Genomic DNA, 21,263 nt, shown 5'->3' on the forward strand with positions numbered 1-21,263 from the left:
TGAAATTTTTATCGCTTAAAAATGAAAGATAAATGCTCATTCTCTTTATTCATACATATGATGCTATATTGAAACCACTTAGGAGGTGTCCTAATGATTATTCATGTCGTGAGCGCTGGTGAAACACTTTGGCAAATTGCAAACAGCTATTCTGTACCTATCAATTCTATTATCCAAATAAACGCTTTATCTAATCCAAATCAATTAGTTATCGGACAATCACTCGTTATCCCTTCTCCCTACACAACCCATATTGTAAAAAGGGGTGACACCTTATGGTCGATTTCCCAACATTACGGGGTGACTATGCAATCGATTATCACAGAAAATAATTTAACAAATCCAGATGTTTTAACACCTGGAACTAGACTAATTATTCCACCCACTACACATATTGTGCTGCCAGGAGAAACTCTATCGCAAATTGCTACACAATATGGAACGACTGTTCAAGCAATTGTTTTAGAAAATGGAATTTCAGATCCAAACATGATTTATGCTGGTGCGCATTTGATTATTCCTAGAGCAAAGCCTTCCATTGAAGTAAATGCTTATACGTATCAAGAACCTAAAGAAGCCGTACAGTCGATTAACGCAATCGGTCATCTACTAACTTATTTTAGCCCCTTTGCTTATATGGTGAAGGAGGATGGTACGCTACAGCCTATAAAAGATAAAGAAATGATTGATGCAGCTGTTGCCAAAAACATTACACCAATGCTGACACTTACGAATTTCTCTTCTACAGAAGCCGGTTCCAACTTATCACATGTTATTTTATCGAGTGCAGAATTACGAGAGAAAGTTATCAACAATACGTTGCAAGTGATGGAAGAAAAGGGCTATAAAGTTCTAAACGTTGATTTTGAAAACGTTCTTCCAGCAGATCGAGAGAATTACAACACTTTCCTCCAATTAGCTGTTGATCGTCTTCACCCAAAAGGATTCCTAGTATCAACGGCACTTGCGCCAAAAACGAGCGCAACGCAGGCAGGAACATTATATGAGGCACATGATTATGAAGCACACGGAAGAATTGCAGACTTTGTCATTTTAATGACATATGAGTGGGGATACCGACTTGGTCCACCACAAGCCATTTCACCCATTAACGAGATGAGAAAAGTTGTGGAATATGCTTTATCAGTTATGCCTGCTAACAAAATATTTTTAGGCTTTCAAATTTATGCTCGCGATTGGCTTCTACCGCATGTTAAAGGTCAAGAAGCAGAAACATTCAGCTCTCAAGAAGCCCTTAACAGAGCTATAAAACATGGCGCAACCATTCAATATGATAGGACCGCACAATCACCGTATTTCCGTTATGTTGATGAACAAGGTAAAGATCATGAGGTATGGTTTGAAGATGCTAGAAGTGCACAAGCTAAGTTTGACATGACGAAGGAATATAATCTTCGAGGTATTAGCTATTGGGCGTTAGGTTTTCCTTTCCCTCAAAACTGGGCACTATTAAATAATGATTTTGCCATCAAAAAGGTTTCATTATAAACATGGGGTGATTTCTGGTAGACCAGGCAGTTTCCAGTGAGTGTCCGATGAACCACTTTGGTCAAAAGTTGTTGATAACGAAGGCGATATCATGGCATAGTATGCACATTTAAGGCTGATCTATTAACTCAAAAAGTTCTATACATTTATACAATATATTCTTTCCTTTCCCTAGTTTTTCCCATGATAAAAAAATCAATTTAAAGCCATATTAAGAAATATCAAAACGAAAGGAGAAACTAAACATGGGAAGAGACAATAAACAAGGTAAAAGCGCCAACAAAGGGTCATTGCCTCAAACGCCAAAAAACCAAAAAATAGCGCCAGACAAAGCTAGTGAAAAAGCTAGTGAAGAATTTTCTCAAGAGTTTATGAACATGATTAATTCAGTCACTAAAGAAGGCAAAACGAAAAAATAAGGGGGCCTTCAAGTGGATTACACACGTGCACAAGAAATTGTCGCCTCACCAAAAGAATATGAAGTAAGCTATAATGGCGTATCTATTTGGATTGACAAACTTCATGATGATGGTAAAACTGCAACTGTCCATTTACGTCGTTCTTTAGAGGAACGATCCGAAGTGGACATAGGAGAATTAAAAGAAGAGTACCTCGTACATTAGACTTACCATCAAATAAAAAACTGCTTACTTCCTTTGGGTGAAGTAAGCAGTTTTCATGTTTATGAAGTTTAGGAAGTATGGCACTTCGGCAAAACGAGTGTTTGATTTCCGTTCCGACTGTGCGCTTTCCTTGAGGTGTCCGATGAGCCACTTCGCACGATTCTGGCTCTCATCTGTTTCGCTTTCACATACACAGTGAAAACTGCTTATTCACTGAGGTGAACTTTTGAAAAGTACCTTTAATAACCCAAAAATATTGCCAACACTAAGATCCATGAAATGACAGTAGACCATAGCAACAAATTTTTATAATCATTAGCAAACCTTCTAAAAAACAAACCTAACGACACAGTAATGGTTATTATTAAAAGTAAGCTTAAAATAAATGTAGGATTCGGAAAAGAATTACTCATTGTAGAAAAAATCAATGTTTTTAATGATAAAAATAAAAAGGATGTTAAAAATATTATATACCCTAATACCATTATTATTTTCTTCAATTTTCCACCTCTGATAAGCCCAATTTTAAATGACGTAATCCTCCTCATATTTTAACTCTGTTAAAATGTCTCTTGCTCGATTGTGTAACTCTTTGAAGTTATTGGAAATTTGTTCGGCAGAAATAGGCTTACTAAATAAATAACCCTGAATATAATCGCAATCACCGTCAATCAGGAAATCAAGCTGCTCCACTTCTTCAATTCCTTCGGCAACAACCTTTAATCTCAAATGCTTCGCCATTGATAAAATCATAGAAACGAGTGCTTCATCATTTGAATTATGTTGTATATTTCGAACGAACGCCCGGTCAATTTTCAAACAATCTATTGGAAAATCTTTTAAATATGAAAGCGACGAGTACCCTGTCCCAAAGTCATCAACAGCAATTTGGATACCAATTGCCTTTAATTCATGAAGTAGTTGTGTTATTTGATCAATGTTCATCGTCATACTTTCCGTAATTTCTAATTGTAAATATTTTGGTTCTAAATTTGTACGTTGTAAGATTTCTTGCACCATATGCACAAAATCTTGCTGGAATAACTGTCCAATGGATAAATTCACAGCAACCTTCATTGGTGGCAACCCCTGCTCCTTCCATGTCATTGCTTGAGAGCACGCCGTTTCTAAAATCCATTTCCCTAAAGGAATAATAAGACCAGATTCTTCTGCAATTGGGATAAACAACTCAGGTGATACAAATCCACGGGTTGGATGACGCCAACGCACTAACGCTTCTACTGATTCAATTTTACCCGTTTTTAAATTTACTTGAGGCTGAAAATCCAAGTAAAATTCTTCATTAGCTAATGCTTTATGGAGCTCTTGCTCAATCAATATACGATCAGCAATGCCATTTGACATATATGGCTTATAAAAAAGAACTCTTTGAGGTATTTGACTCGCTTCTCTCATCGCTAACTGAGCATGCATTAAAAGCTCTTCACCTGAGCAACCTTCTTCATGCAGGGCAATGCCAATATTAAGATTTCCGTTGAGTGAAAATAGTTGTACTTGTAATGGTTTTTTCATAGCACTCTTCAAGTTCAAGCAAAATTGTAGCAACTCTTCTCTTGTCTTCACATGATTAATATAAATAATGAACTGTCCCTCATGAAGCTTTGTAGCAAAATAGTGAGGAGGTAATATAGCTTGAATTTTTTCAGCTATGAGCTTCATCATTGTATTAGAATAGCTAATACCTATAGATGAACGACTAGCAGCAAGGCGATCAATTTCAATTGCAATGATTGCTTTTTGACGACTATTGTCATGCGATTCCTCTTTTAAAGTTTTTAATAATAAATGTTCATTTGGAAGCTTAGTAATATCATCATGAAAAGCTTGAAAATGAAGCTCCTGCTGTGATTGCTCAAGATCTTGCTTTATTTTTAAAAGTTGCTGATATGGTTTTTCAACAGTTGTATAGTAAATTGCTTTTAGGAAAAAGAAGAATGCAAAAAATTGATAAATTAATGCTGAAAAACACCAAATCGATTGCAAATCTTTGATGACCACAAAGAAAATATCACTAATAATTAAATAAGTTGCAGCACTAATAAGCCACATAACTCGTTTGGGCAGCTTTTTTATATACTTACTTAAAATCACTATCGTTACACCTTGTAAGACAGCAGACATTAAATAAACAATAGCGCTAGCTTTAAACAACAATTGTTCTTCAAAAAAATATTTAGAAGAGAAATAAACTAGTAAAAAACTCAGTAGTACAAATAATAAGGAAGTACCATATGTATAAATGCGATCATTCATCGTTAAGCGTTTTTTTGGCCTTAAAATAATGAAGAGAAAACCGATTGATAAGCTTAAACGCATTATTAAATGCAACCATGTTTTCATATATTCTGTTTCAGCCATTGGAAATTGAGCAATAACCAAGCTCACTATTTCCAACAAGGCGATGATAAAAAATAAATTACCTATGTATAATGTTTGATTCGATAATAAGTGGGAAAAAACGAGCCAAGATTGAATAGCGATTGCCATTGTAAAAACAATAATTAGTACTTGTATAATCAAATTCAAACAAATGTAACTTTCTTCCCTAAAAGAACCAAATACCAGATTACTTAAACCTAATAGTGGCAACACGAGTAATAGTGGCAATACTATATACCAAATCTCTTTCTTTTCTATCTCTAATTGTTTCAACCTATTCTCCAACAGAAACCCTCCATACCAATATATACATCAAATTAGATAGGTAATATGAACCACCCAAAGGGAATATAAAATTAAAAATTGTATTTTTCTTTGACATCTTACAAATCATAGCATTTTTATTGGAATTTGTATGCAAATATAACTTCTTTCAGCAAATGTCTCCCACCTCTATAGGTGGTGAGATGAATGCGGGTTTAAATCACTTTTCAGTGTATCCAAACATCTGTGCCTGTCGCTACTCTTTCGGCACAAAAGACATCCGCTGAAACAGAGGAACTCAGTCTAAGAACGCCACGTCCTGTGGCAACGACTGAGTGACCAACATCATGTTGGCCCAAAGCCTCCGGCGGATGTCACAGAATCGGAAAGGAGTTCACATAGGATGTTAGCCTAAAATCATCGCATCCATGCGATATCGGCTAACTAAGCACAAAGCCGATTCCGGACGCAATTATGCCGAGGCATAATTGATAAAGTATGCCAATATTCAGTTTTGATATTAGCATACCTTTGATGCCTTTGTACTATTCGTCTTTAGAATGTAACAACTCGCGAAGCTTAATCATTATTCTTGTGCGTCTTTTTTTTACTGCGTCCACGGATAAACCCAGTTCTTTAGCTATTTCCAGGTAACTATAGCCTTCTACATAAAAAAGTAATAATATTTTTCTTTCTTCAAATTTTAAATGAGACATAATACATTCTAAAAGAACTGGACTGCTTTCACTCATTTCATAATCTCGAATATAATTTATCGTGTCATTATCCATAGATGTATGAATATTTTCAAAACCTTTTTCTTTTGAAAGCTCTTTTAAAATTTCTCCTTTAACGGTTGTATAAATATAAGCAGAAAACAGCCCTTTTGATTGATCTGCTTTACGCCAAGCCTCCCACACGGCTATGGATGCTATATGACGATAATACTCAAAATCCTTATAAATGTGGCACCTCAACAAAATCGACGTTATCATCGGCTGGACTAATTCTAATACTTCCTCAAATGGTTGCTCAGGCGATAACTGTTTTTTATGCTGTGTTGTCATCTTATTGTCCTGTCGACTGTGCACAGTCCATTATTCCTAGGTGCCTTCATCTTAGTTACTATACTAGGAGGTTGTCGAACAGCTCTTTTGTCAAGATGATTAGAAAGTCTTTATAAATCCTTTTTAATATTTATACATAACAACAGTATGATATTTCAAAAATCATATGTTTTAACTTCTTTCAGCATTCATCTCCTAACGATATAGAGCGCCACATCCTGTGGCAATTTATCTGTGCGAAAGCGAAGCGGCAGCGGCAAATGTTTTCTGTAGCGAAAGCAAAGCGGCAGCAGCAATTATGCCAAGGCATAATTGATTTGTCACTCTATACATATTTCTTAAAAGGTTGGACAAAATTACTACTAAGGAGGCGAAATAGATGAATTTTCAAATAAGAGATGCGATTACGACAAACGTACATGGTCAATCAGCGGCCGAATTTAAGGATATTGTCGAGGATGCCATTAGTCGTGGTGAAGAGCATTTACTTCCAGGGCTTGGTGTGTTTTTCGAAAAATGGTGGCAGCAATCTAGTCCTACTGAGCAGGATGCATTTGTTCAAAAACTTGAAAAAGTCTTTGCTCACTAATTTTTTATAGACAGTTCATTCCATTTCCAATTAATGCATGATAAAGTTTAATTTATCAGAATATTAGGAGGGATTGGAATGACTGTTGCTGTAGAATTAATAGTAAATCAACTAAAAATGGTTTTATCTGAAGAACAGGTGTCAACAAACGAAACGGTGCGACAGCTACATGGAAGAGACGAATCTCATCATACAATGAGCTTACCAGATATCGTTGTCTTCCCTCGTTCCACGGCCGATGTCAGTGCCATCTTGAAAATTGCGCATGGGGAACGTGTACCAGTCGTACCTTTTGGTGTTGGCTCAAGCTTGGAAGGAAATGCAATTCCCATTGCAAATGGCATTTCAATCGATTTCTCAGAAATGAATGCTATTTTAGAAATTCGACCAGATGACCTGCTTGTGAAAGTACAACCGGGTGTAACACGTGCCCAATTGAATAAAGAATTAAAAAAATATGGACTTCAATTCACAGTTGACCCTGGTGCTGATGCTACACTCGGTGGAATGGCAGCAACTAATGCCAGCGGGACAACAGCAGTCCGTTATGGTGTTATGCGCGATCAAGTACGAGATTTAGAGGTTGTACTCGCAGACGGTTCAGTCATTCATACCGGTAACTTAGCAGCAAAATCTTCTTCTGGTTATCACTTGAATGGCCTTTTCATTGGCTCTGAGGGTACTCTAGGTTGCTTTACAGAATTAACTTTACAAGTCTATGGTATACCCGAATTTGTAACGGCGGGACGTGCAGTTTTTGCGACAGTTGGCGATGCTGTCAGTGCAGTAACCGCATTGTTACAAGCGGGCATTTCAATTGGCCGTGTTGAACTGGTCGATGAAGCCTCTATCAAACAAGCAAATATTTATAATGAAACATCCTATGATGAAAAACCAACATTATTTTTAGAATTTCACGGAAATGAAGCAGGTATGCATGCCGATATAGAATTTGCTAAAGAAATTTTTGAGGACTTTGGCTGTCTTTCTGTTGAATTCGAACAAGACAATGCTGCACGTAATAAGCTCTGGGAGGCACGCCATTCATTGGCCTATGCATATATCCATGCCTATCCAGGGAAAAAGCTTATGTCGACTGATGTTTGTGTACCGATATCCATGCTTGCTGAATCCGTTTTATATGCTCGTGAACAACTTGAGGATATTGGTCTAGCAGGTGGGATAGTAGGTCATGTTGGAGACGGTAACTTTCATGCCTTGTTAATGTTAGATCCAAACGATGCAGAGGAGCAAGTAAAAGCCAATCGCTTCAATGAACATATTGTGCACTTTGCTTTACTGCGTGGTGGCACTTGTACTGGTGAACATGGTGTTGGTATTGGAAAAATGAAATATCAGTCTACAGAGCACGGAACATCTCTATTAGTGATGAAGAGCATTAAGGCGGCACTTGATCCACATAATATTATGAATCCAGGGAAAATTTTCACCATGTAAATTCATTATTCTTTCAAACATATAAAACCCGTTGATATCCAATATCAACGGGTTCATTTTTATAAATCATAGCGGAAACTTTTTACTAGTTTATCTCCCTTATTAAATTCTTTAGATTCGTCTCGTACGAAGCCAAGCGATAAGTAAAGATTAATAGCAGCCTGCATAATATCACCTGAGTGCAAATATAAGGCTTGATCCTGACGATTGCGGGCAAAGGTGAAACTTTCATGCAGTAATTTTTTTGCAACACCTAGCCCTCTTCCTTTAGGATGCACGCCAAGTAAGCGCACAATGGTAGACTGTATGTTAAGCTCTGGTAAACCATATGCTTTTTCAGAATCTGTAAATAATTGCAGTCCCCCTAAAATCTCATCGCCACGCTTTGCCACTAAAATTGTCTCTGCATTTGGATTACCAACAGATGCTCGAATATCACTTAAGTATGAAGCCCAGTCCGCTGGGTTTTCATATTCTTTTTCATATTGTGCATAACTTTCTACTAGGACTTCTAAATACCTTGCATAGTCTTCCTCTTTCAAATGCTCAATCACTATTTCAGCTACTGTCATCGTTCTATCCCCTTTCTATATAAACAACTCTATTTAAATGCCGCCTCTACTATAGGCAGTTACTCTTTTTTCAATACGATGTGCCAGCCATTCAACGATAGCTGAAATACACCAATAAATTAACCCGACAGCGATAAATGCCTCCAGAAACTTTAAATTAATTGAAGCAACGATATTCGCAACTCCTGTTAACTCTTTAACTGAAAGGAAAAAAGCTAGTGACGTGGCATGTAAGAACCCAATAAAAACATTTGTGAAGTTAGGTATGGATTTACTAAATGCTTGGGGTAATATATAGCGTCGCATCGCCTGTGAAAATGTTAAACCGACTGCATAAGCTGCCTCTAGCTGTCCCTTAGGTACACTTAAAATACCGGACCGAATTATTTCGGATGCGTAAGCTCCCGCACTTAGCGTCAAAGCCAAAATAACAAAAAATAAAATAGGGATAGAGCTCGATTGATACTCTATCTTTAAAGCTTTTGCAATGACATCAACCACAATTGGTATTCCAAAATAGACAAGCATAATGTGCATAATGATTGGTGTGCCTCTAAAAAAAGATACGTAAAAATTCAACAATGGTGCAAGTATTTTTATTTGTTGTATCCGAACAAAAGCAACTATTATGCCGATTAAAATGCCCAATAAGACAGGCGTAACTGTCATGAACAAAGTTAATGGCAATACTTTACTAATTTCTATTAAAGCTTCTAAAATAAAAGCATAATCTATAGTCATAGCATTTCCCCCTAGTTAGATGCAGCTTCCTTTGGCATATATCGATTAAGATACCGTTCATTTCGTTTTAATACCTTTTCTAATAGCATAACAATGACATAATAAACAATGGACAGCGCCAAATATATTTCCAGCGCTCTTGTCGTTGAGGCAATAAGTGTTTCTCCACGTCCCACCATATCCATAACACCAATTGAAAATGCTAAAGAGGTATCCTTTAATGAACTTATCATCGTATTTGCCATATTGGGAAAGGCAACACGAATCGCCTGAGGAAGCACAATTCGTAGAAAGGCCTGTATTCCACTTAATCCAACTGAATAAGCCGCCTCCATTTGTCCACGATCAACTGTTAAAATAGCCGCTCTAAAAATCTCAGCAAACGATGCAGCATTGCTCAACGTATAAGTAATAATTACAAAATACATAGCATCCATTCTTGTTACATCAATATGCACAAACTTTAATAACGCTGGTATACCATAAAATACTAAAAACAATTGCACTAAAATCGGTGTACCTCGAATAAACGAAATATAAATCGTTATAATTTGCTTCAAAACTGGTATGTGTAGCAGCTTTGGTATAGCGATTACTATACCAAGCAGCATACCAAAAAAGGTTGCGAACACTAAAATTTCGAGTGTTACTGGTAAATACTGAAGCAATATTGGAAGTACTTTTGCAATTAGTGTGAAGTCAAAGTCATTAGCCATACTTCCTACTCCCTCTCCTATTTCGTTTAGAAGTCTACCGAATAATCGTCACCTAGCCATTTCTTACTTAACTTACTAATGACGCCCTCTGCCTTTAATTCTCGAATAGCATCATCAAGTCGCTCCTGTAAGACAACCTCGTCTTTATTTAATAAAAAATAAACTTTTGAATTTAATAAAGCATCTCCTACAACCTTCTCCTGTGCTTCATTGCTTTCGTTATAGTACTTTACTGTAAATGGTGTTGTAATGATTGCATCGATTCGACCAGTCGCTAGTTGATTGTGAACATCGACCGAGCCGGACGAATAGACAATATTAGCGCCTAAATTATGTTCCTTATTGTATTTCTCTATATAGACAGCAGAGTTACTAGTTGGTGAAACACTAACGTTTTTCCCCTTCAAATCATCAATGGATTGAATAGATTTGTTTTTTGCATTGACTGTTACTTTTAATGGGAATACGTTATAAGGCTCTTTATTAAATAGGAATTTCTCCTCTCGTTCACTATTGACTTCCATTTGATGGGCAATAAAGTCAATCTTTCTTGTCTCCAAACTTAGTAATAAATTAGAAAATTCCATTGTTTTAAATTCAAACTCATATTCTGGTAGCTTCTCATCAATAGCGCGAACAAGCTCCACATCATAACCTGTTAATTTTCCCTTGTCATCAATGAAGCAGATATTTGGAAATTGGGTTCCTGTACCGACAATAATTTTTTGAACTCCCTTTCCACCTTGCGCCGCTTTATTCTCACTAGTATCCCCTTCGGACTTTTCAGAACTTGTACAAGCTGTTAAAAGTAACACTAGCAACAATAGTAAATATAACGATATTTTTTTCATAGAATCCCTCTTTTCTTATGCATGCGACGGTATATCAACAACAAGTGCTGCTTTTAAATGCTCCAGTCCAATCTCTGTTACTGCTTTAAAGACACCATTCGATCCAATTTCGACAACCGGAACATAACGGACACCATACTTTACTTCAAGGATGTCACGGAATGCATCATTATGTGTTACATCCACTGTTTTGTAAGAAATGCCTTGTTGTTGTAAATATGTTTTCACTTCATCACAATAACTACAGCCTTGCTTTGACCAAACAATTACATCTATATTTTTTGTCATGTTCATTTCCTCCTTAGCTTACCGCTTCCTTTTGCTGTAAATAGACTGGACTTAATAGCTCAAATGATCGTTCCCGCTCAAATTCCTTCAAGACAGGCGTATGCAAAATAAACTCATCAATTTGATAGCGCACATGATAGTCATCTAATATCGTTTTAATATCTTCCGGAGTCCCATATAAAATATCTGCATCATATTGCTTCACCGTAAATGACTCTCCAGATTCCTGACCAAATTTCTCTGCTAGCTCTACCGATTGCAATGTTAGGCTTTTGCCACTTGCTAAATGCACCTTCGTAATTTTTTGATCACCAATAAGCTCTTTCGCCTCCTCCTTTGAAGGGGCTGCAAGGGCTGCGATGGAAACGGCAAAATGACCGTTTGGATGATGCTTGCGATAGGCTGTAGCTGCTTGTGCTAATACATCATTATCACTATTAATAAATCGTGCAAAGACGAACGCAATGCCTAGTTTGCCTGCAAGAGTTGCACTTTGAGGACTTGCCCCAAGTAAAAATAATGCTGGCTTTACCTTCGGAATCGGCGTTGCCTGTATTCCATATAACTCGTGCTCTGCCGGTACTTTTTGCTCAATTAATTGCTGTAAAAATGTTAATCTTTCCTCAAAATCTTCGCCTTTATTGAGCGTGCCATATTGTAACGCCTTCGTAGAGAGAGGTAAACCCCCCGGTGCCTTCCCTATGCCTAAATCAACTCGCCCTGGCTCCAACGATGCGAGAACATGAAAATTTTCCGCTACCTTGTAAGGGCTGTAATGCTGTAGCATCACACCACCTGAGCCAATATTGATAGATTTTGTTTTAGCAAGGAGATAAGATACTAATACCTCTGGCGATGACCCCGCTAATGTATCTGTATTGTGGTGCTCTGACACCCAAAAACGTGAGTAGCCCAATTGCTCTGCTTTTTGTGCTAGAGCCACTGTTTTTTGTAAGGTCTGCTCGTTTGTAGCATCCTCAATAATAGGGCTTTGATCTAATATGCCTAATGAATAGCTCATACGTTTCCTCCTTAATTGCATTTATTCGTATATATTTACTAGGTTTTTAGACAGACTGTTTGACATAACGGCTTTCTTTAAATGGTAAACCTAAGTTACCACGTAATGTGTCTGCTTCATATTCTTCACGGTATAGCCCTCTTGCTTGTAAAATCGGCACAACCTTATCTACAAAATCATCCAGTGCTCCAGGTACAGTAACGCCTATAATAAAGCCATCAGCCGCCTCTTGCTCAAACCATTCCTGCACGAGGTCAGCCACATGCTCTGCTGTACCAAAGAATGCTGTTTTTGGAGTTGCTTCACGTAAAGCAACTTGTCGCAATGTTAGCCCTTCTTGTTTGGCATATTTTTTAATATAATCAGTCGTACTTCTAAAGCTGTTCGCTCCAATATCACCAAGCTCTGGGAATGGTGCGTCTACATCATATTGTGTAAAATCATGATGATCAAAATATCGACCAAGATAAGCAAGTGCACGCTCTATCGAAACAAGCTCAACGATATCCCGATACTTCGCTTCTGCTTCCTCAAGCGTATCGCCAATAATCGGAGAGATTCCTGGGAAAATTTTAACTTCCTCTGGATTGCGTCCAAATGCCGCAACCTCAGTCTTTACCCTTCTATAAAATTTCTGTGACTCTTCTAACGACGCACCATGGGTAAAAATTGCATCTGCATCTTTTGCCGCTAATCGAATACCTGCATCTGAAGAACCCGCTTGGAAAATAACAGGCTGCCCTTGCTTAGAGCGTGCAATATTTAGCGGACCTTGTACTGAAAAATAGTTGCCCTGATGATTTAATGTGTGCAGCTTATCAGGATCGAAAAATACATCATTTTCTACATCTGCAATGAAAGCATCATCTTCCCATGAATCCCACAAGCCCTTTGCCACTTCTAAATATTCCTCAGCAATTTGATAGCGCTCTGCGTGGTTAGGATGCTGTTCAATTGATTTATTGTAGTTTAAGGCAGTGCTTTCTAATGGTGTCGTTACAACATTCCACCCTGCGCGGCCCCCGCTAATATGATCCAAAGAGGCAAATTGGCGTGCCACTGTAAATGGTTCGCTATAGGAGGTTGATACAGTACCCACTAACCCGATGTTTTTAGTTGCTACTGCTAGCGCCGAAAGAATTGTTATTGGCTCAAAACGATTTAAAAAATGAGGAATCGATTTTTCATTGATGAACAAACCATCTGCAATAAAAGCAACATCAAATTTCCCCTGCTCAGCCTTTTGTGCCTGCTGAATATAAAACGGCAAGCTTACACTTTGATTGCTAGCCACCTTAGGATGACGCCAACCTGAAATATTACCACCTACACCATGAATAATAGCCCCGAATCGAATTTTGTCCTGTCTCACCATATTTGTTCCTCCTCAAATTTTATTTTTACTAAACATAGTGGTTAAGTATGTTTTATGTTTAAAAAAATATTTTATTTATGGGTGCCATAAATAAAATAGGATTGAGGAAGATAATACAGTTCATTTATACAATTTGCAATAGACTACATAATAGAAAAAAATTTACTGTCTTATAAAATATTTTATCAATTCGAATTTTCTTGAATATTTTCATATTGAAGAGCAGTTTCTTGTATTGTTTTCCAAAAGGCAGGCGCCAGCGTCTCTTTATTTTTATACGTTAAAAAAATATGTTGATTCATATCAAGTAAATGCTTAATATCAATTTCAACAAATTCCCCACTTTCAAGCTCCTTTTTTACACAGAGATGTGGTAAGAAGCTCATATACTCTTTCGTACGAATAAATTCTTTCGCTACTTCTAAATGATCAGTTCGCACTTCAATATTGGCTGATACGCCCTCTACCTCAAACATTTTATGCACATAATTCCAATCAAAAGCACCACATTCAAAAAACACCATTTTCTGTTGTGCCAGTTCCTTCGCTTTCATTAGATTTTGTTGTATAAAGGGATGCTCGCGATGCATTACAAGTTTGACTGCATTACTTAGCAACAGCTCATTGCAAATCCCTTCCCTATGCACGTATTGAATTAGACCAAGATGGATTTGATGACTTTGCAATTTCTCTAAAATCACCGCTGTTGAACCTGTGATAATCTGAAAGCGCAAATGTGGAAAGTCCTCCTTCCATTTAGGCAATGCGTAAGCTAAAAAATATTGTGCTGTGACTCCATTTGTACCAATGCACACCTCGTCAGACTCCTTCGTTACCTCTAATTGTTTCTTTCCCTGTTCGAAGGTTTGCACAATTTGAGTCGCAAACGGTACAAAATCCTTGCCTTTATCCGATAATATTACACTTCGCCCATCGCGATGAAATAACTCTACATTCAACTCTCGCTCCAATGATTTAATACGTGCAGTCACAGTCGGTTGAGATAAAAACAATGCATTTGCGGCCTTATGAATACTTTTATAATGCACTACATATAAAAACGCTTCGATATGGTCAATATTCATCTGAAGCCTCCTCAAATTACTTATTTATCCTATTATATAGATAATCGCTTTTATTTTCTATAAAAGATTGGAAAACTAGGGATTATATTTTCAACAAGAAAAAAAGCAACCTAGCGTCTCCCAGGTTACTTTAGTATGTAGCGATGTGGTCATCCATCTTGATAACATACATCACGCGTGGCTTACATCCCTCTGTCTGCAACCACTGTTATGTTATTCACATTGACACCCCCTGTTGCCAATATGAACTCTCTCTATATAGTACTTCTCAAACTGAGAAGTATAATGCTTGGTGTCTGTTCTTGCTTGAAAAGTTCATTTATTGCTTTCGCTACCAAAACATTTGTAGCTGGCGCTTCGCTTTCGCTACATAAAACATTTGTAGCTGACGCTTCGCTTTCGCTACCAAAACATTTGCTGAAAGAAGTTAAGCAAGAATTGATGCTAGTACTGCTTTTTGTGCATGAAGTCTATTTTCCGCTTGTTCAAAGATGTAGGAATTTGGGCCATCAATAACAGATGACGCTACTTCTTCTTCACGATGAGCCGGTAAACAGTGCAGGAACATATAATTCGATTTTGCGTATGCGACAAGCTCATCATTAATTTGATAACCTGCAAAGTCTTCTAGACGTTTTGCAGCTTCCTCTTCTTGCCCCATCGACGTCCATACATCAGCATACACTACATCCGCGTTTATAACTGCATCTATAGGATCATTTGTAATAATGATTGTACTACCATTTGCTTCTGCGATAGCCTGAGCTTTTGCGATAACCTCTGCATCACATTCATAGCCAACTGGTGTTGCCACTGCCACGTTCATTCCTACATGCGCAGAAGCGACTACTAATGAGTGTGCTACATTGTTGCCATCTCCAACATATGCAATTTTTAATCCTTTTAGTTTGCCTTTATGTTCAATGATTGTTTCTAAATCTGCTAAAGCTTGGCATGGGTGATAAATATCCGTTAGTCCATTGATAACCGGTATAGATGCATGCTCTGCAAGCTCCTTCACCATTGCATGAGAGTTTGCGCGAATCATAATACCATCTAAATAGCCTGATAACACATGTGCAGTATCATAAATCGATTCACCGCGACCTATCTGCAAATCACGCGCATGCATAAACATACCTTTTCCGCCCAATTGGTTCATACCTACTTCAAACGAAATACGAGTACGAGTTGAATGTTTCTCAAAAATCATGCCGAGTGTTTTACCTTCTAGTAGCTTCGGACATTTCCCTTCTTTTGTAATCATTTTCAGCTGTGTCGCTAATTCTACTAACTGTTGAACCTCTTCACTTGTATAGTCTAGCAAGGTTAATAGGTCTTTACCTTTTAAGCTAGACACTAACTTTAACTGTACTTCCTCGAGTAATTTCATAGCCTTCTCTCCTTGTTTCGTTGCTGTTGGAATTAGTATAACAAATGCATAAATATAAAATCAACTGAATTTTTATGTTTATTTTAAAAAGTTAGAATTTTATCTTCGGATGTGTCTAAAATGCGAATAATCGAATTTTTATGCATTTTTTATCTTCGATCGCATAGTTAAGGGAATTGCATTATTGGTAATACTTAATATATATTAGGTATTTAGATGGTAAAATACACAAAAAGGAATTGGTGCATCTTTTCAAAGAAATTATTCAAGTAAATACGAAGCCAATTTAATGTTTATGAAATTTTCCCTCTTTGTTAGATGAAACGTTAACTTCAAAACAAGCAGTATTTTTAAGTCCTCTTCTAGACGAATGGTCCGTTCAAACTTATGAATTAGCAAAGTTAATGGGTGCATCTGCAGGCCCTGTTACCCAATTAGTAAGTTGGCTGGAGCAAGAAAAAAACTATGAATAAAAAGGATCGTAGTGAGGTTATTATATAGCTAGATGAACGAGGACATCTTTATTTTCAAAAGCAGGAGGAAATCGAACTTGCTATTATTTATAAAAATTATACAAAGCTCCATAGCGAGGATTTGTTACAATTAAAGTACATACTTTTGAAATTACCTTTTATTATTTCAAAGGAGTAGGAAAAAATAAGTGTTCTTAGCGGAGGAATTATTGTGGATTTACATGATTTAAAGAAGGACATATTTAAAATTGCTTATCCCTATATAAAAACTCGTCCAAATGTTGCTTTATCCATCGGTATCATTTCTCAAGACCAAGAAGCTACTTTTACTTTCGGTGGCTCAAATTTTATGCTGGAAGAAAAGCCTTATATATATGAAGTTGGGTCGATTTCTAAAGTTTTGACTACATCCATATTAGGGGAAATGATTCAGGAGGGAAAAGTCTATGTAGAAGATTCTATTGGCAAATACTTTTCTGAAATTCCCGATACTCACCCTGTCACACTCAAACGTTTAGCAAATCATACTTCTGGACTACCGGGAATAGGTGTGCTGAAGAACATTTACAATGTTTTCGATGTGCAAACACCTCGTGATCCTTTTTGCCAATATTCACTGGAGGAAACTATCCATTATTTTAAAACGCACACTGATGAGCCTAAAGTTAAATTTAGATATTCTAATGTAGGAATGGGGCTTTTAGGATATATTTTAGCCAATACACTGCACACTGATTATGAAACAGCTATCAAACAACGATTAACAGATCCTTTAAATATGCCAAATACATTTATCTCTATCCCTGCTGATAAAGCAGAAGCGGTTTTGCAAGGATACACGATCCTTGGACATAAAAAGCCACCGCTCCAAATGAATGAATTTATGGCGGCAGGGGCAGCCCGTTCAACTGTTAATGATCTTTTAACATTTACGAAAGTACATTTAAGTGATGAAAATTTAGGTTATTCATTAACACATCAAGCTACTGAAACCTTTTCGGAACATATGGGTATTGGTCTAGGATGGCAACTCGATGACAATATCATTTGGCATAATGGTTCGACGAAAGCTTTCTCAAGTTATTTAGGGTTTGATAAAACACAACAAACGGGCGTCGTTGTTTTATCAAATTATCGATCTCCTATATTGGCGGCAAATCCTAGTCAAATTGGTAAAGATATATTGCAGCTTATACAGAATAAATAGATTTTATTTTTATCGAGAGATAATGAGAATTTATAGATAAAAAATTCTGAACTTATCACCCAGCTTTTTAAATTTATCGACATAAAATCAGACCACCATCCCTCAAACATTTATGTTTGAGGGATGGTTTAATAATTATTGTATAGGATTTTTTCTGCATAGAACTGCGCTTTTTTTGCTGAATAGACCTTTAAGCATTTAGGGCTTATCGTGTCGATAAAAGGTGACGGTTGATTTCTTCTGTTTCATATTTACCATTTATCTACTAAACAACACTTCCCTATGGTATTATTTCCACATGAGTTTATTAATAGTAGTATAGTTAAATACTTTTAGGGGGGAGAGATTTAAATGGATAAGAATACTAGTATTGCAATTGTTTTATCCAGTATCATAATCGGTGGCTCTTTAATATATGGCACGACTAAATTATCAAATAGTATAGATAATGCAGGGAGCAATATTACGAATTCAAATTTTCAAATGGCAAATTCAATAAATGGAATTGAGACAAATGAAAATTATGAGTTAGTTGTAAGTGATGGATGGTTATACTTATGCAACTCAACAAGTGGGCAGATTTGGAAAAAGCTAGATAATTCTGATGAGACGTGGGAAATCGTAAAGCATATTGGTGAATAGCAGGTTATTATCAACCATCCGACAATCGAAATAATACCCCATCACACATTAATTTAGGGGCTTGTACGTAAAACTACATACAAGTCCTTTTGTTATACTTCTTCTTGTCTAGAATATTGCTAGGAGGACTCATGTAAGCTAACAAAATTAAAACAGCATACAGAGCTCATCTACAATGCTTTGTTTCTACAGTTTGTGTTTGAATATATATTTTTTTGATCTAACCAATCGTAAAAAGCCTCCTAACATTTTTTGTTAGAAGGCAATATTAGTTTTTAAGCAGTATTAATCAAAAATAATTTTATTCACTGCATCACGATCTAATTTTTTAATAACTTCCACCATTAATTTTACAGCGTTGTCATAATCATCACGATGTAAAATGCCTGCATGTGAGTGAATGTAGCGTGTAGCAATGCCGATTGATAGTGCAGGTATACCATTTGCTGTTACGTGGATAGAACCAGCGTCTGTACCGCCACCAGCCATCGCTTCGAATTGATATGGAATATTGTGCTCGTCTGCCACATCTAATACAAATTCACGTAAGCCGCGGTGTGATACCATTGATGCATCGTAGACAACAATTTGTGGACCAGCACCCATTTTACTAGTTGATTCTTTTGCAGTTACCCCTGGTGTGTCTCCCGCTACACCTACATCGACAGCAAAGCCAATATCAGGTTGGATTTTATGCGTAGCCGTTTTCGCACCACGAAGCCCTACTTCCTCTTGGACATTCCCTACAGAATAAAGGATGTTAGGATGCTTCTCATTTTGCAATGCTTTCATCACATCAATTGCAATTGCACAACCAATGCGGTTATCCCATGCTTTTGCTAATAAGTATTTTTCATTTTTCATTACATTAAATTCGAAATATGGTGTTACCATATCGCCAGGACGTACGCCCCATTCAAGTACTTCATCTTTTGAAGCAGCACCAACATCGATAAACATATCTTTAATGTCTACCACTTTGTTACGCACATCTGCAGGTAAAATATGAGGTGGCTTTGAACCAATAACCCCAATAATTTCTTCACCTTTACGTGTTGTAATTGTTACACGCTGTGCAAGCATAACTTGGCTCCACCAGCCGCCTACTGTTTGGAATTTGATGAACCCTTTGTCATCGATTTGAGTAACCATGAAGCCTACTTCATCTAAATGACCTGCAACCATAATTTTAGGACCATTTTCATCGCCTACTTTTTTAGCAATGACGCTACCTAAATTATCTGTTTCAACTAAGTCTGCATATGGTCCAATGTATTTTTTCATGACCTCGCGTGGTGCACGTTCATTACCTGCTATACCATTCGCATCTGTTAAATCTTTAAACATTTGTAATGTTGGATCTAGTTGTGTCATCTTTTTGCCTCCTGACTCTTATATCTTCTCTATTATACTTCGTTTACCGAAATATTCCTAGCTTAATCGTCAGAAAATTGGTGTATTTCTTACACTTTAATATCCTGAACGTTGACGATTATAATTTTCTTCATTTTTCTCAATATATGCCGTAACAACGTCCTCAAACGAAAAGCCTAGATTAAACGCGAGTAATCCATAGCATTGCCAGATCGCTAAATATCTATCCTCTGTTGGTTGACTAATAAAGCTTAAAATATAGTCTTGTGTCATTAAAAATGTCTCTGTTAAATCTCTCTTCTCTTCAATCACCGGCCATTTTTCGATCGCTGTATAACCTTTTAATAAGCCAAGTGATAATATAAAATGAATAGAATCTACATATTCCTCTAAAATTACATCACGTTCTGAAGCTCCTTTTGTGCTCCAAAACTTAAAGCAACGTGTCTCATTTGCAAGTTCAGCCAACTCTACCATTAAGGCTAAACCTTTTTCCTTAAATACATCACGTTCTATATTTTGTGTTTTCTCGATGAAATCATCAAGCTCTTTTTGCATTTTAAACAATTGTTGTAAATTCATTTTTTTCTCCTAAATTTCTTAAAAATATTTATAAAAAGTGAAACTAATTGCCCTCCACAATCGTATAGGAAGGAATAACCTTTCTTCAAGGGGGAAATTAAAAATGTTGCCGTTACTTATTCGTCTTGCTGTTATTGCGCTTATTATCTATGTATTTTATAAAGCGATTCGTTATATAACCGATCCTAAGCGAAAACTTGATGAAGCCTATGAAAAAGGCCAATATTATTTTTATGATGACGTCAAAAATGTCCGAAAAAACTTCTTTATTTCTTATAAGGGTGCTCTTTTCGAAGGTGAAAAATACCTCGGCACTACTGAAGATGCCTTCGAGGTTGTTACGATTTTTGTTGGCGCCCGAGACGCCGCTACACTGCAAGGTTTTACGAAAAGAGATTTTGAATACCTACAGCAAGAAATTCTATTGAACTATCCGAGCGCAAAAATAAATTGGAAGCAGCCCATTGAAAAGCTTATGCGCAACACATCCTCATAATGAGGATGTTTTTTATTTATCGGAATGTTTTCATGATTTATCGGAACATTTTCTGATTTTATCGGAACATTCCTATGATTTATCGGAACATCTTTTAGTTTTATCGGAACATTCCCGTGATTTATCACCATAATTGTACTAGAATAAAAATTTGAATAGCTGCTAGCAGTGGAAAGCCAAATGCAAAGCTATTATGGCGTGTTTTATGACGGAATAAATACATTCCCAGCACGCCCCCTACTGCACCACCACCGATTGCTAATGTAAATAATGTGCGTTCTGCAATACGCCATTCATGTTTTTTTGCCTTTGATTTATCCATGCCCATCATCACGAGCAGGACTATAGAAACAATCGCCATATACGCGAATAATGCTTGACCCATTGAAGTACTCCTTTTTTTAGGTTCTAAGTCAAATGTTGGGGTGATGTGATCTTTTAGCACGTTAACCCAGATGAACCCCGATATCTTTATACTTTAAATTTAATAAGATTTTTGCTCGAAAGTGATCGAAGCGTCGAAAGCCATATGCATTC

The 21,263-nt window shown here is 36.8% G+C and carries 24 protein-coding genes; 9 read left to right on the top strand and 15 right to left on the bottom strand.

The window, feature by feature from the left end; translation table 11 throughout:
- Positions 1-93 precede the first annotated feature (93 nt).
- The 3 genes from AC1DCY_RS21280 (at position 94) to AC1DCY_RS21290 (ending at position 2,132) form a co-directional block, all read left to right on the top strand.
- The gene (locus tag AC1DCY_RS21280; RefSeq protein ID WP_477353398.1) at positions 94-1,509 is read left to right on the top strand and encodes a LysM peptidoglycan-binding domain-containing protein; all 1,416 of its coding nucleotides are present in this window, start codon (positions 94-96) and stop codon (positions 1,507-1,509) included.
- Positions 1,510-1,754: 245 nt separating this feature from the next.
- Positions 1,755-1,928: a YfhD family protein gene (locus AC1DCY_RS21285; protein WP_477353399.1), complete on the top strand. Its 174-nt coding sequence runs from the start codon at positions 1,755-1,757 to the stop codon at positions 1,926-1,928.
- Between the two features lie 12 nt (positions 1,929-1,940).
- Positions 1,941-2,132: an H-type small acid-soluble spore protein gene (locus AC1DCY_RS21290; RefSeq protein ID WP_100544861.1), complete on the top strand. Its 192-nt coding sequence runs from the start codon at positions 1,941-1,943 to the stop codon at positions 2,130-2,132.
- A 525-nt stretch (positions 2,133-2,657) separates the two neighbouring features.
- Here AC1DCY_RS21290 and AC1DCY_RS21295 read toward each other — a convergent pair.
- From AC1DCY_RS21295 to AC1DCY_RS21305, 3 genes are all read right to left on the bottom strand, one after another.
- Entirely contained in the window at positions 2,658-4,817 is a 2,160-nt protein-coding gene (locus tag AC1DCY_RS21295) for a bifunctional diguanylate cyclase/phosphodiesterase (RefSeq protein WP_477353400.1), read from the bottom strand.
- Between the two features lie 206 nt (positions 4,818-5,023).
- Positions 5,024-5,155, bottom strand: a complete 132-nt coding sequence (locus tag AC1DCY_RS21300) for a hypothetical protein (RefSeq protein ID WP_477353401.1) — start codon at positions 5,153-5,155, stop codon at positions 5,024-5,026.
- A 186-nt stretch (positions 5,156-5,341) separates the two neighbouring features.
- The gene (locus AC1DCY_RS21305; RefSeq protein WP_477353402.1) at positions 5,342-5,863 is read right to left on the bottom strand and encodes a sigma-70 family RNA polymerase sigma factor; all 522 of its coding nucleotides are present in this window, start codon (positions 5,861-5,863) and stop codon (positions 5,342-5,344) included.
- A gap of 379 nt (positions 5,864-6,242) precedes the next feature.
- Between AC1DCY_RS21305 and sspI the strand changes: the two genes are divergently transcribed.
- Both sspI and AC1DCY_RS21315 read left to right on the top strand, forming a co-directional pair.
- A complete protein-coding gene (gene sspI / locus AC1DCY_RS21310) occupies positions 6,243-6,452 on the top strand; it encodes a small acid-soluble spore protein SspI (protein ID WP_100544862.1) in 210 nt (69 codons plus the stop codon).
- A gap of 78 nt (positions 6,453-6,530) precedes the next feature.
- The gene (locus tag AC1DCY_RS21315) at positions 6,531-7,910 is read left to right on the top strand and encodes an FAD-binding oxidoreductase (protein ID WP_477353403.1); all 1,380 of its coding nucleotides are present in this window, start codon (positions 6,531-6,533) and stop codon (positions 7,908-7,910) included.
- 59 nt (positions 7,911-7,969) lie between these two features.
- Here the strand turns inward: AC1DCY_RS21315 and AC1DCY_RS21320 are convergent, their stop codons facing one another.
- The 9 genes from AC1DCY_RS21320 to argF form a co-directional block, all read right to left on the bottom strand.
- Positions 7,970-8,482, bottom strand: coding sequence for an N-acetyltransferase family protein (locus AC1DCY_RS21320; RefSeq protein ID WP_477353404.1), 513 nt, complete (start codon positions 8,480-8,482; stop codon positions 7,970-7,972).
- A gap of 33 nt (positions 8,483-8,515) precedes the next feature.
- Positions 8,516-9,223, bottom strand: coding sequence for an amino acid ABC transporter permease (locus tag AC1DCY_RS21325; protein WP_477353405.1), 708 nt, complete (start codon positions 9,221-9,223; stop codon positions 8,516-8,518).
- 11 nt (positions 9,224-9,234) lie between these two features.
- The gene (locus AC1DCY_RS21330) at positions 9,235-9,939 is read right to left on the bottom strand and encodes an amino acid ABC transporter permease (protein WP_477353406.1); all 705 of its coding nucleotides are present in this window, start codon (positions 9,937-9,939) and stop codon (positions 9,235-9,237) included.
- A gap of 26 nt (positions 9,940-9,965) precedes the next feature.
- Positions 9,966-10,790 (bottom strand): transporter substrate-binding domain-containing protein, encoded by an 825-nt coding sequence (locus AC1DCY_RS21335; protein ID WP_477353407.1) that lies wholly within the window; start codon positions 10,788-10,790, stop codon positions 9,966-9,968.
- Between the two features lie 15 nt (positions 10,791-10,805).
- Positions 10,806-11,078: a glutaredoxin family protein gene (locus tag AC1DCY_RS21340; protein ID WP_477353408.1), complete on the bottom strand. Its 273-nt coding sequence runs from the start codon at positions 11,076-11,078 to the stop codon at positions 10,806-10,808.
- Between the two features lie 13 nt (positions 11,079-11,091).
- Positions 11,092-12,099 (bottom strand): LLM class flavin-dependent oxidoreductase, encoded by a 1,008-nt coding sequence (locus tag AC1DCY_RS21345; RefSeq protein ID WP_477353409.1) that lies wholly within the window; start codon positions 12,097-12,099, stop codon positions 11,092-11,094.
- A gap of 46 nt (positions 12,100-12,145) precedes the next feature.
- Complete coding sequence (locus tag AC1DCY_RS21350) at positions 12,146-13,474, bottom strand: LLM class flavin-dependent oxidoreductase (RefSeq protein WP_477353410.1); 1,329 nt, start codon at positions 13,472-13,474, stop codon at positions 12,146-12,148.
- Between the two features lie 185 nt (positions 13,475-13,659).
- Positions 13,660-14,559 (bottom strand): LysR family transcriptional regulator, encoded by a 900-nt coding sequence (locus tag AC1DCY_RS21355; protein ID WP_477353411.1) that lies wholly within the window; start codon positions 14,557-14,559, stop codon positions 13,660-13,662.
- Between the two features lie 427 nt (positions 14,560-14,986).
- Positions 14,987-15,952: an ornithine carbamoyltransferase gene (gene argF, locus AC1DCY_RS21360; protein ID WP_477353412.1), complete on the bottom strand. Its 966-nt coding sequence runs from the start codon at positions 15,950-15,952 to the stop codon at positions 14,987-14,989.
- A 311-nt stretch (positions 15,953-16,263) separates the two neighbouring features.
- On the opposite strand from argF, the gene AC1DCY_RS21365 reads away from it, so the two are divergent.
- The 3 genes from AC1DCY_RS21365 (at position 16,264) to AC1DCY_RS21375 (ending at position 18,274) form a co-directional block, all read left to right on the top strand.
- The gene (locus AC1DCY_RS21365; protein WP_477353413.1) at positions 16,264-16,425 is read left to right on the top strand and encodes a hypothetical protein; all 162 of its coding nucleotides are present in this window, start codon (positions 16,264-16,266) and stop codon (positions 16,423-16,425) included.
- Positions 16,426-16,636: 211 nt separating this feature from the next.
- Positions 16,637-17,632, top strand: a complete 996-nt coding sequence (locus AC1DCY_RS21370; RefSeq protein WP_477353414.1) for a serine hydrolase domain-containing protein — start codon at positions 16,637-16,639, stop codon at positions 17,630-17,632.
- A gap of 351 nt (positions 17,633-17,983) precedes the next feature.
- Positions 17,984-18,274 carry a hypothetical protein gene (locus AC1DCY_RS21375; protein WP_477353415.1) on the top strand — a complete coding sequence of 97 codons (291 nt, stop codon included), beginning with the start codon at positions 17,984-17,986 and terminating at the stop codon, positions 18,272-18,274.
- A 285-nt stretch (positions 18,275-18,559) separates the two neighbouring features.
- On the opposite strand, the gene AC1DCY_RS21380 is transcribed toward AC1DCY_RS21375, so the two are convergent.
- Positions 18,560-19,648, bottom strand: coding sequence for a M42 family metallopeptidase (locus AC1DCY_RS21380; protein WP_100544875.1), 1,089 nt, complete (start codon positions 19,646-19,648; stop codon positions 18,560-18,562).
- A gap of 96 nt (positions 19,649-19,744) precedes the next feature.
- Positions 19,745-20,230: a dUTP diphosphatase gene (locus AC1DCY_RS21385; RefSeq protein ID WP_053484956.1), complete on the bottom strand. Its 486-nt coding sequence runs from the start codon at positions 20,228-20,230 to the stop codon at positions 19,745-19,747.
- A gap of 103 nt (positions 20,231-20,333) precedes the next feature.
- Here AC1DCY_RS21385 and AC1DCY_RS21390 point away from each other — a divergent pair, with 103 nt between their 5' ends.
- Complete coding sequence (locus AC1DCY_RS21390) at positions 20,334-20,726, top strand: sigma-w pathway protein ysdB (RefSeq protein ID WP_427503930.1); 393 nt, start codon at positions 20,334-20,336, stop codon at positions 20,724-20,726.
- 124 nt (positions 20,727-20,850) lie between these two features.
- Here AC1DCY_RS21390 and AC1DCY_RS21395 read toward each other — a convergent pair whose 3' ends face one another.
- Positions 20,851-21,111, bottom strand: coding sequence for a DUF1294 domain-containing protein (locus tag AC1DCY_RS21395; RefSeq protein ID WP_460013308.1), 261 nt, complete (start codon positions 21,109-21,111; stop codon positions 20,851-20,853).
- Positions 21,112-21,263 lie beyond the last annotated feature (152 nt).

The organism is Lysinibacillus sp. 10T31, assembly GCF_056394365.1.

Bases quoted from the DNA above. Each gene is read 5' to 3' on its own strand.
- AC1DCY_RS21280 (WP_477353398.1), top strand. From the start codon at position 94: ATGATTATTCATGTCGTGAGCGCTGGTGAAACACTTTGGCAAATTGCA.
- AC1DCY_RS21285 (WP_477353399.1), top strand. From the start codon at position 1,755: ATGGGAAGAGACAATAAACAAGGTAAAAGCGCCAACAAAGGGTCATTG.
- AC1DCY_RS21305 (WP_477353402.1), bottom strand. From the start codon at position 5,863: ATGACAACACAGCATAAAAAACAGTTATCGCCTGAGCAACCATTTGAG.
- sspI (WP_100544862.1), top strand. From the start codon at position 6,243: ATGAATTTTCAAATAAGAGATGCGATTACGACAAACGTACATGGTCAA.
- AC1DCY_RS21315 (WP_477353403.1), top strand. From the start codon at position 6,531: ATGACTGTTGCTGTAGAATTAATAGTAAATCAACTAAAAATGGTTTTA.
- AC1DCY_RS21320 (WP_477353404.1), bottom strand. From the start codon at position 8,482: ATGACAGTAGCTGAAATAGTGATTGAGCATTTGAAAGAGGAAGACTAT.
- AC1DCY_RS21325 (WP_477353405.1), bottom strand. From the start codon at position 9,223: ATGACTATAGATTATGCTTTTATTTTAGAAGCTTTAATAGAAATTAGT.
- AC1DCY_RS21330 (WP_477353406.1), bottom strand. From the start codon at position 9,939: ATGGCTAATGACTTTGACTTCACACTAATTGCAAAAGTACTTCCAATA.
- AC1DCY_RS21335 (WP_477353407.1), bottom strand. From the start codon at position 10,790: ATGAAAAAAATATCGTTATATTTACTATTGTTGCTAGTGTTACTTTTA.
- AC1DCY_RS21340 (WP_477353408.1), bottom strand. From the start codon at position 11,078: ATGACAAAAAATATAGATGTAATTGTTTGGTCAAAGCAAGGCTGTAGT.
- AC1DCY_RS21345 (WP_477353409.1), bottom strand. From the start codon at position 12,099: ATGAGCTATTCATTAGGCATATTAGATCAAAGCCCTATTATTGAGGAT.
- AC1DCY_RS21350 (WP_477353410.1), bottom strand. From the start codon at position 13,474: ATGGTGAGACAGGACAAAATTCGATTCGGGGCTATTATTCATGGTGTA.
- AC1DCY_RS21355 (WP_477353411.1), bottom strand. From the start codon at position 14,559: ATGAATATTGACCATATCGAAGCGTTTTTATATGTAGTGCATTATAAA.
- argF (WP_477353412.1), bottom strand. From the start codon at position 15,952: ATGAAATTACTCGAGGAAGTACAGTTAAAGTTAGTGTCTAGCTTAAAA.
- AC1DCY_RS21375 (WP_477353415.1), top strand. From the start codon at position 17,984: ATGGATAAGAATACTAGTATTGCAATTGTTTTATCCAGTATCATAATC.
- AC1DCY_RS21380 (WP_100544875.1), bottom strand. From the start codon at position 19,648: ATGACACAACTAGATCCAACATTACAAATGTTTAAAGATTTAACAGAT.
- AC1DCY_RS21385 (WP_053484956.1), bottom strand. From the start codon at position 20,230: ATGAATTTACAACAATTGTTTAAAATGCAAAAAGAGCTTGATGATTTC.
- AC1DCY_RS21390 (WP_427503930.1), top strand. From the start codon at position 20,334: ATGTTGCCGTTACTTATTCGTCTTGCTGTTATTGCGCTTATTATCTAT.
- AC1DCY_RS21395 (WP_460013308.1), bottom strand. From the start codon at position 21,111: ATGGGTCAAGCATTATTCGCGTATATGGCGATTGTTTCTATAGTCCTG.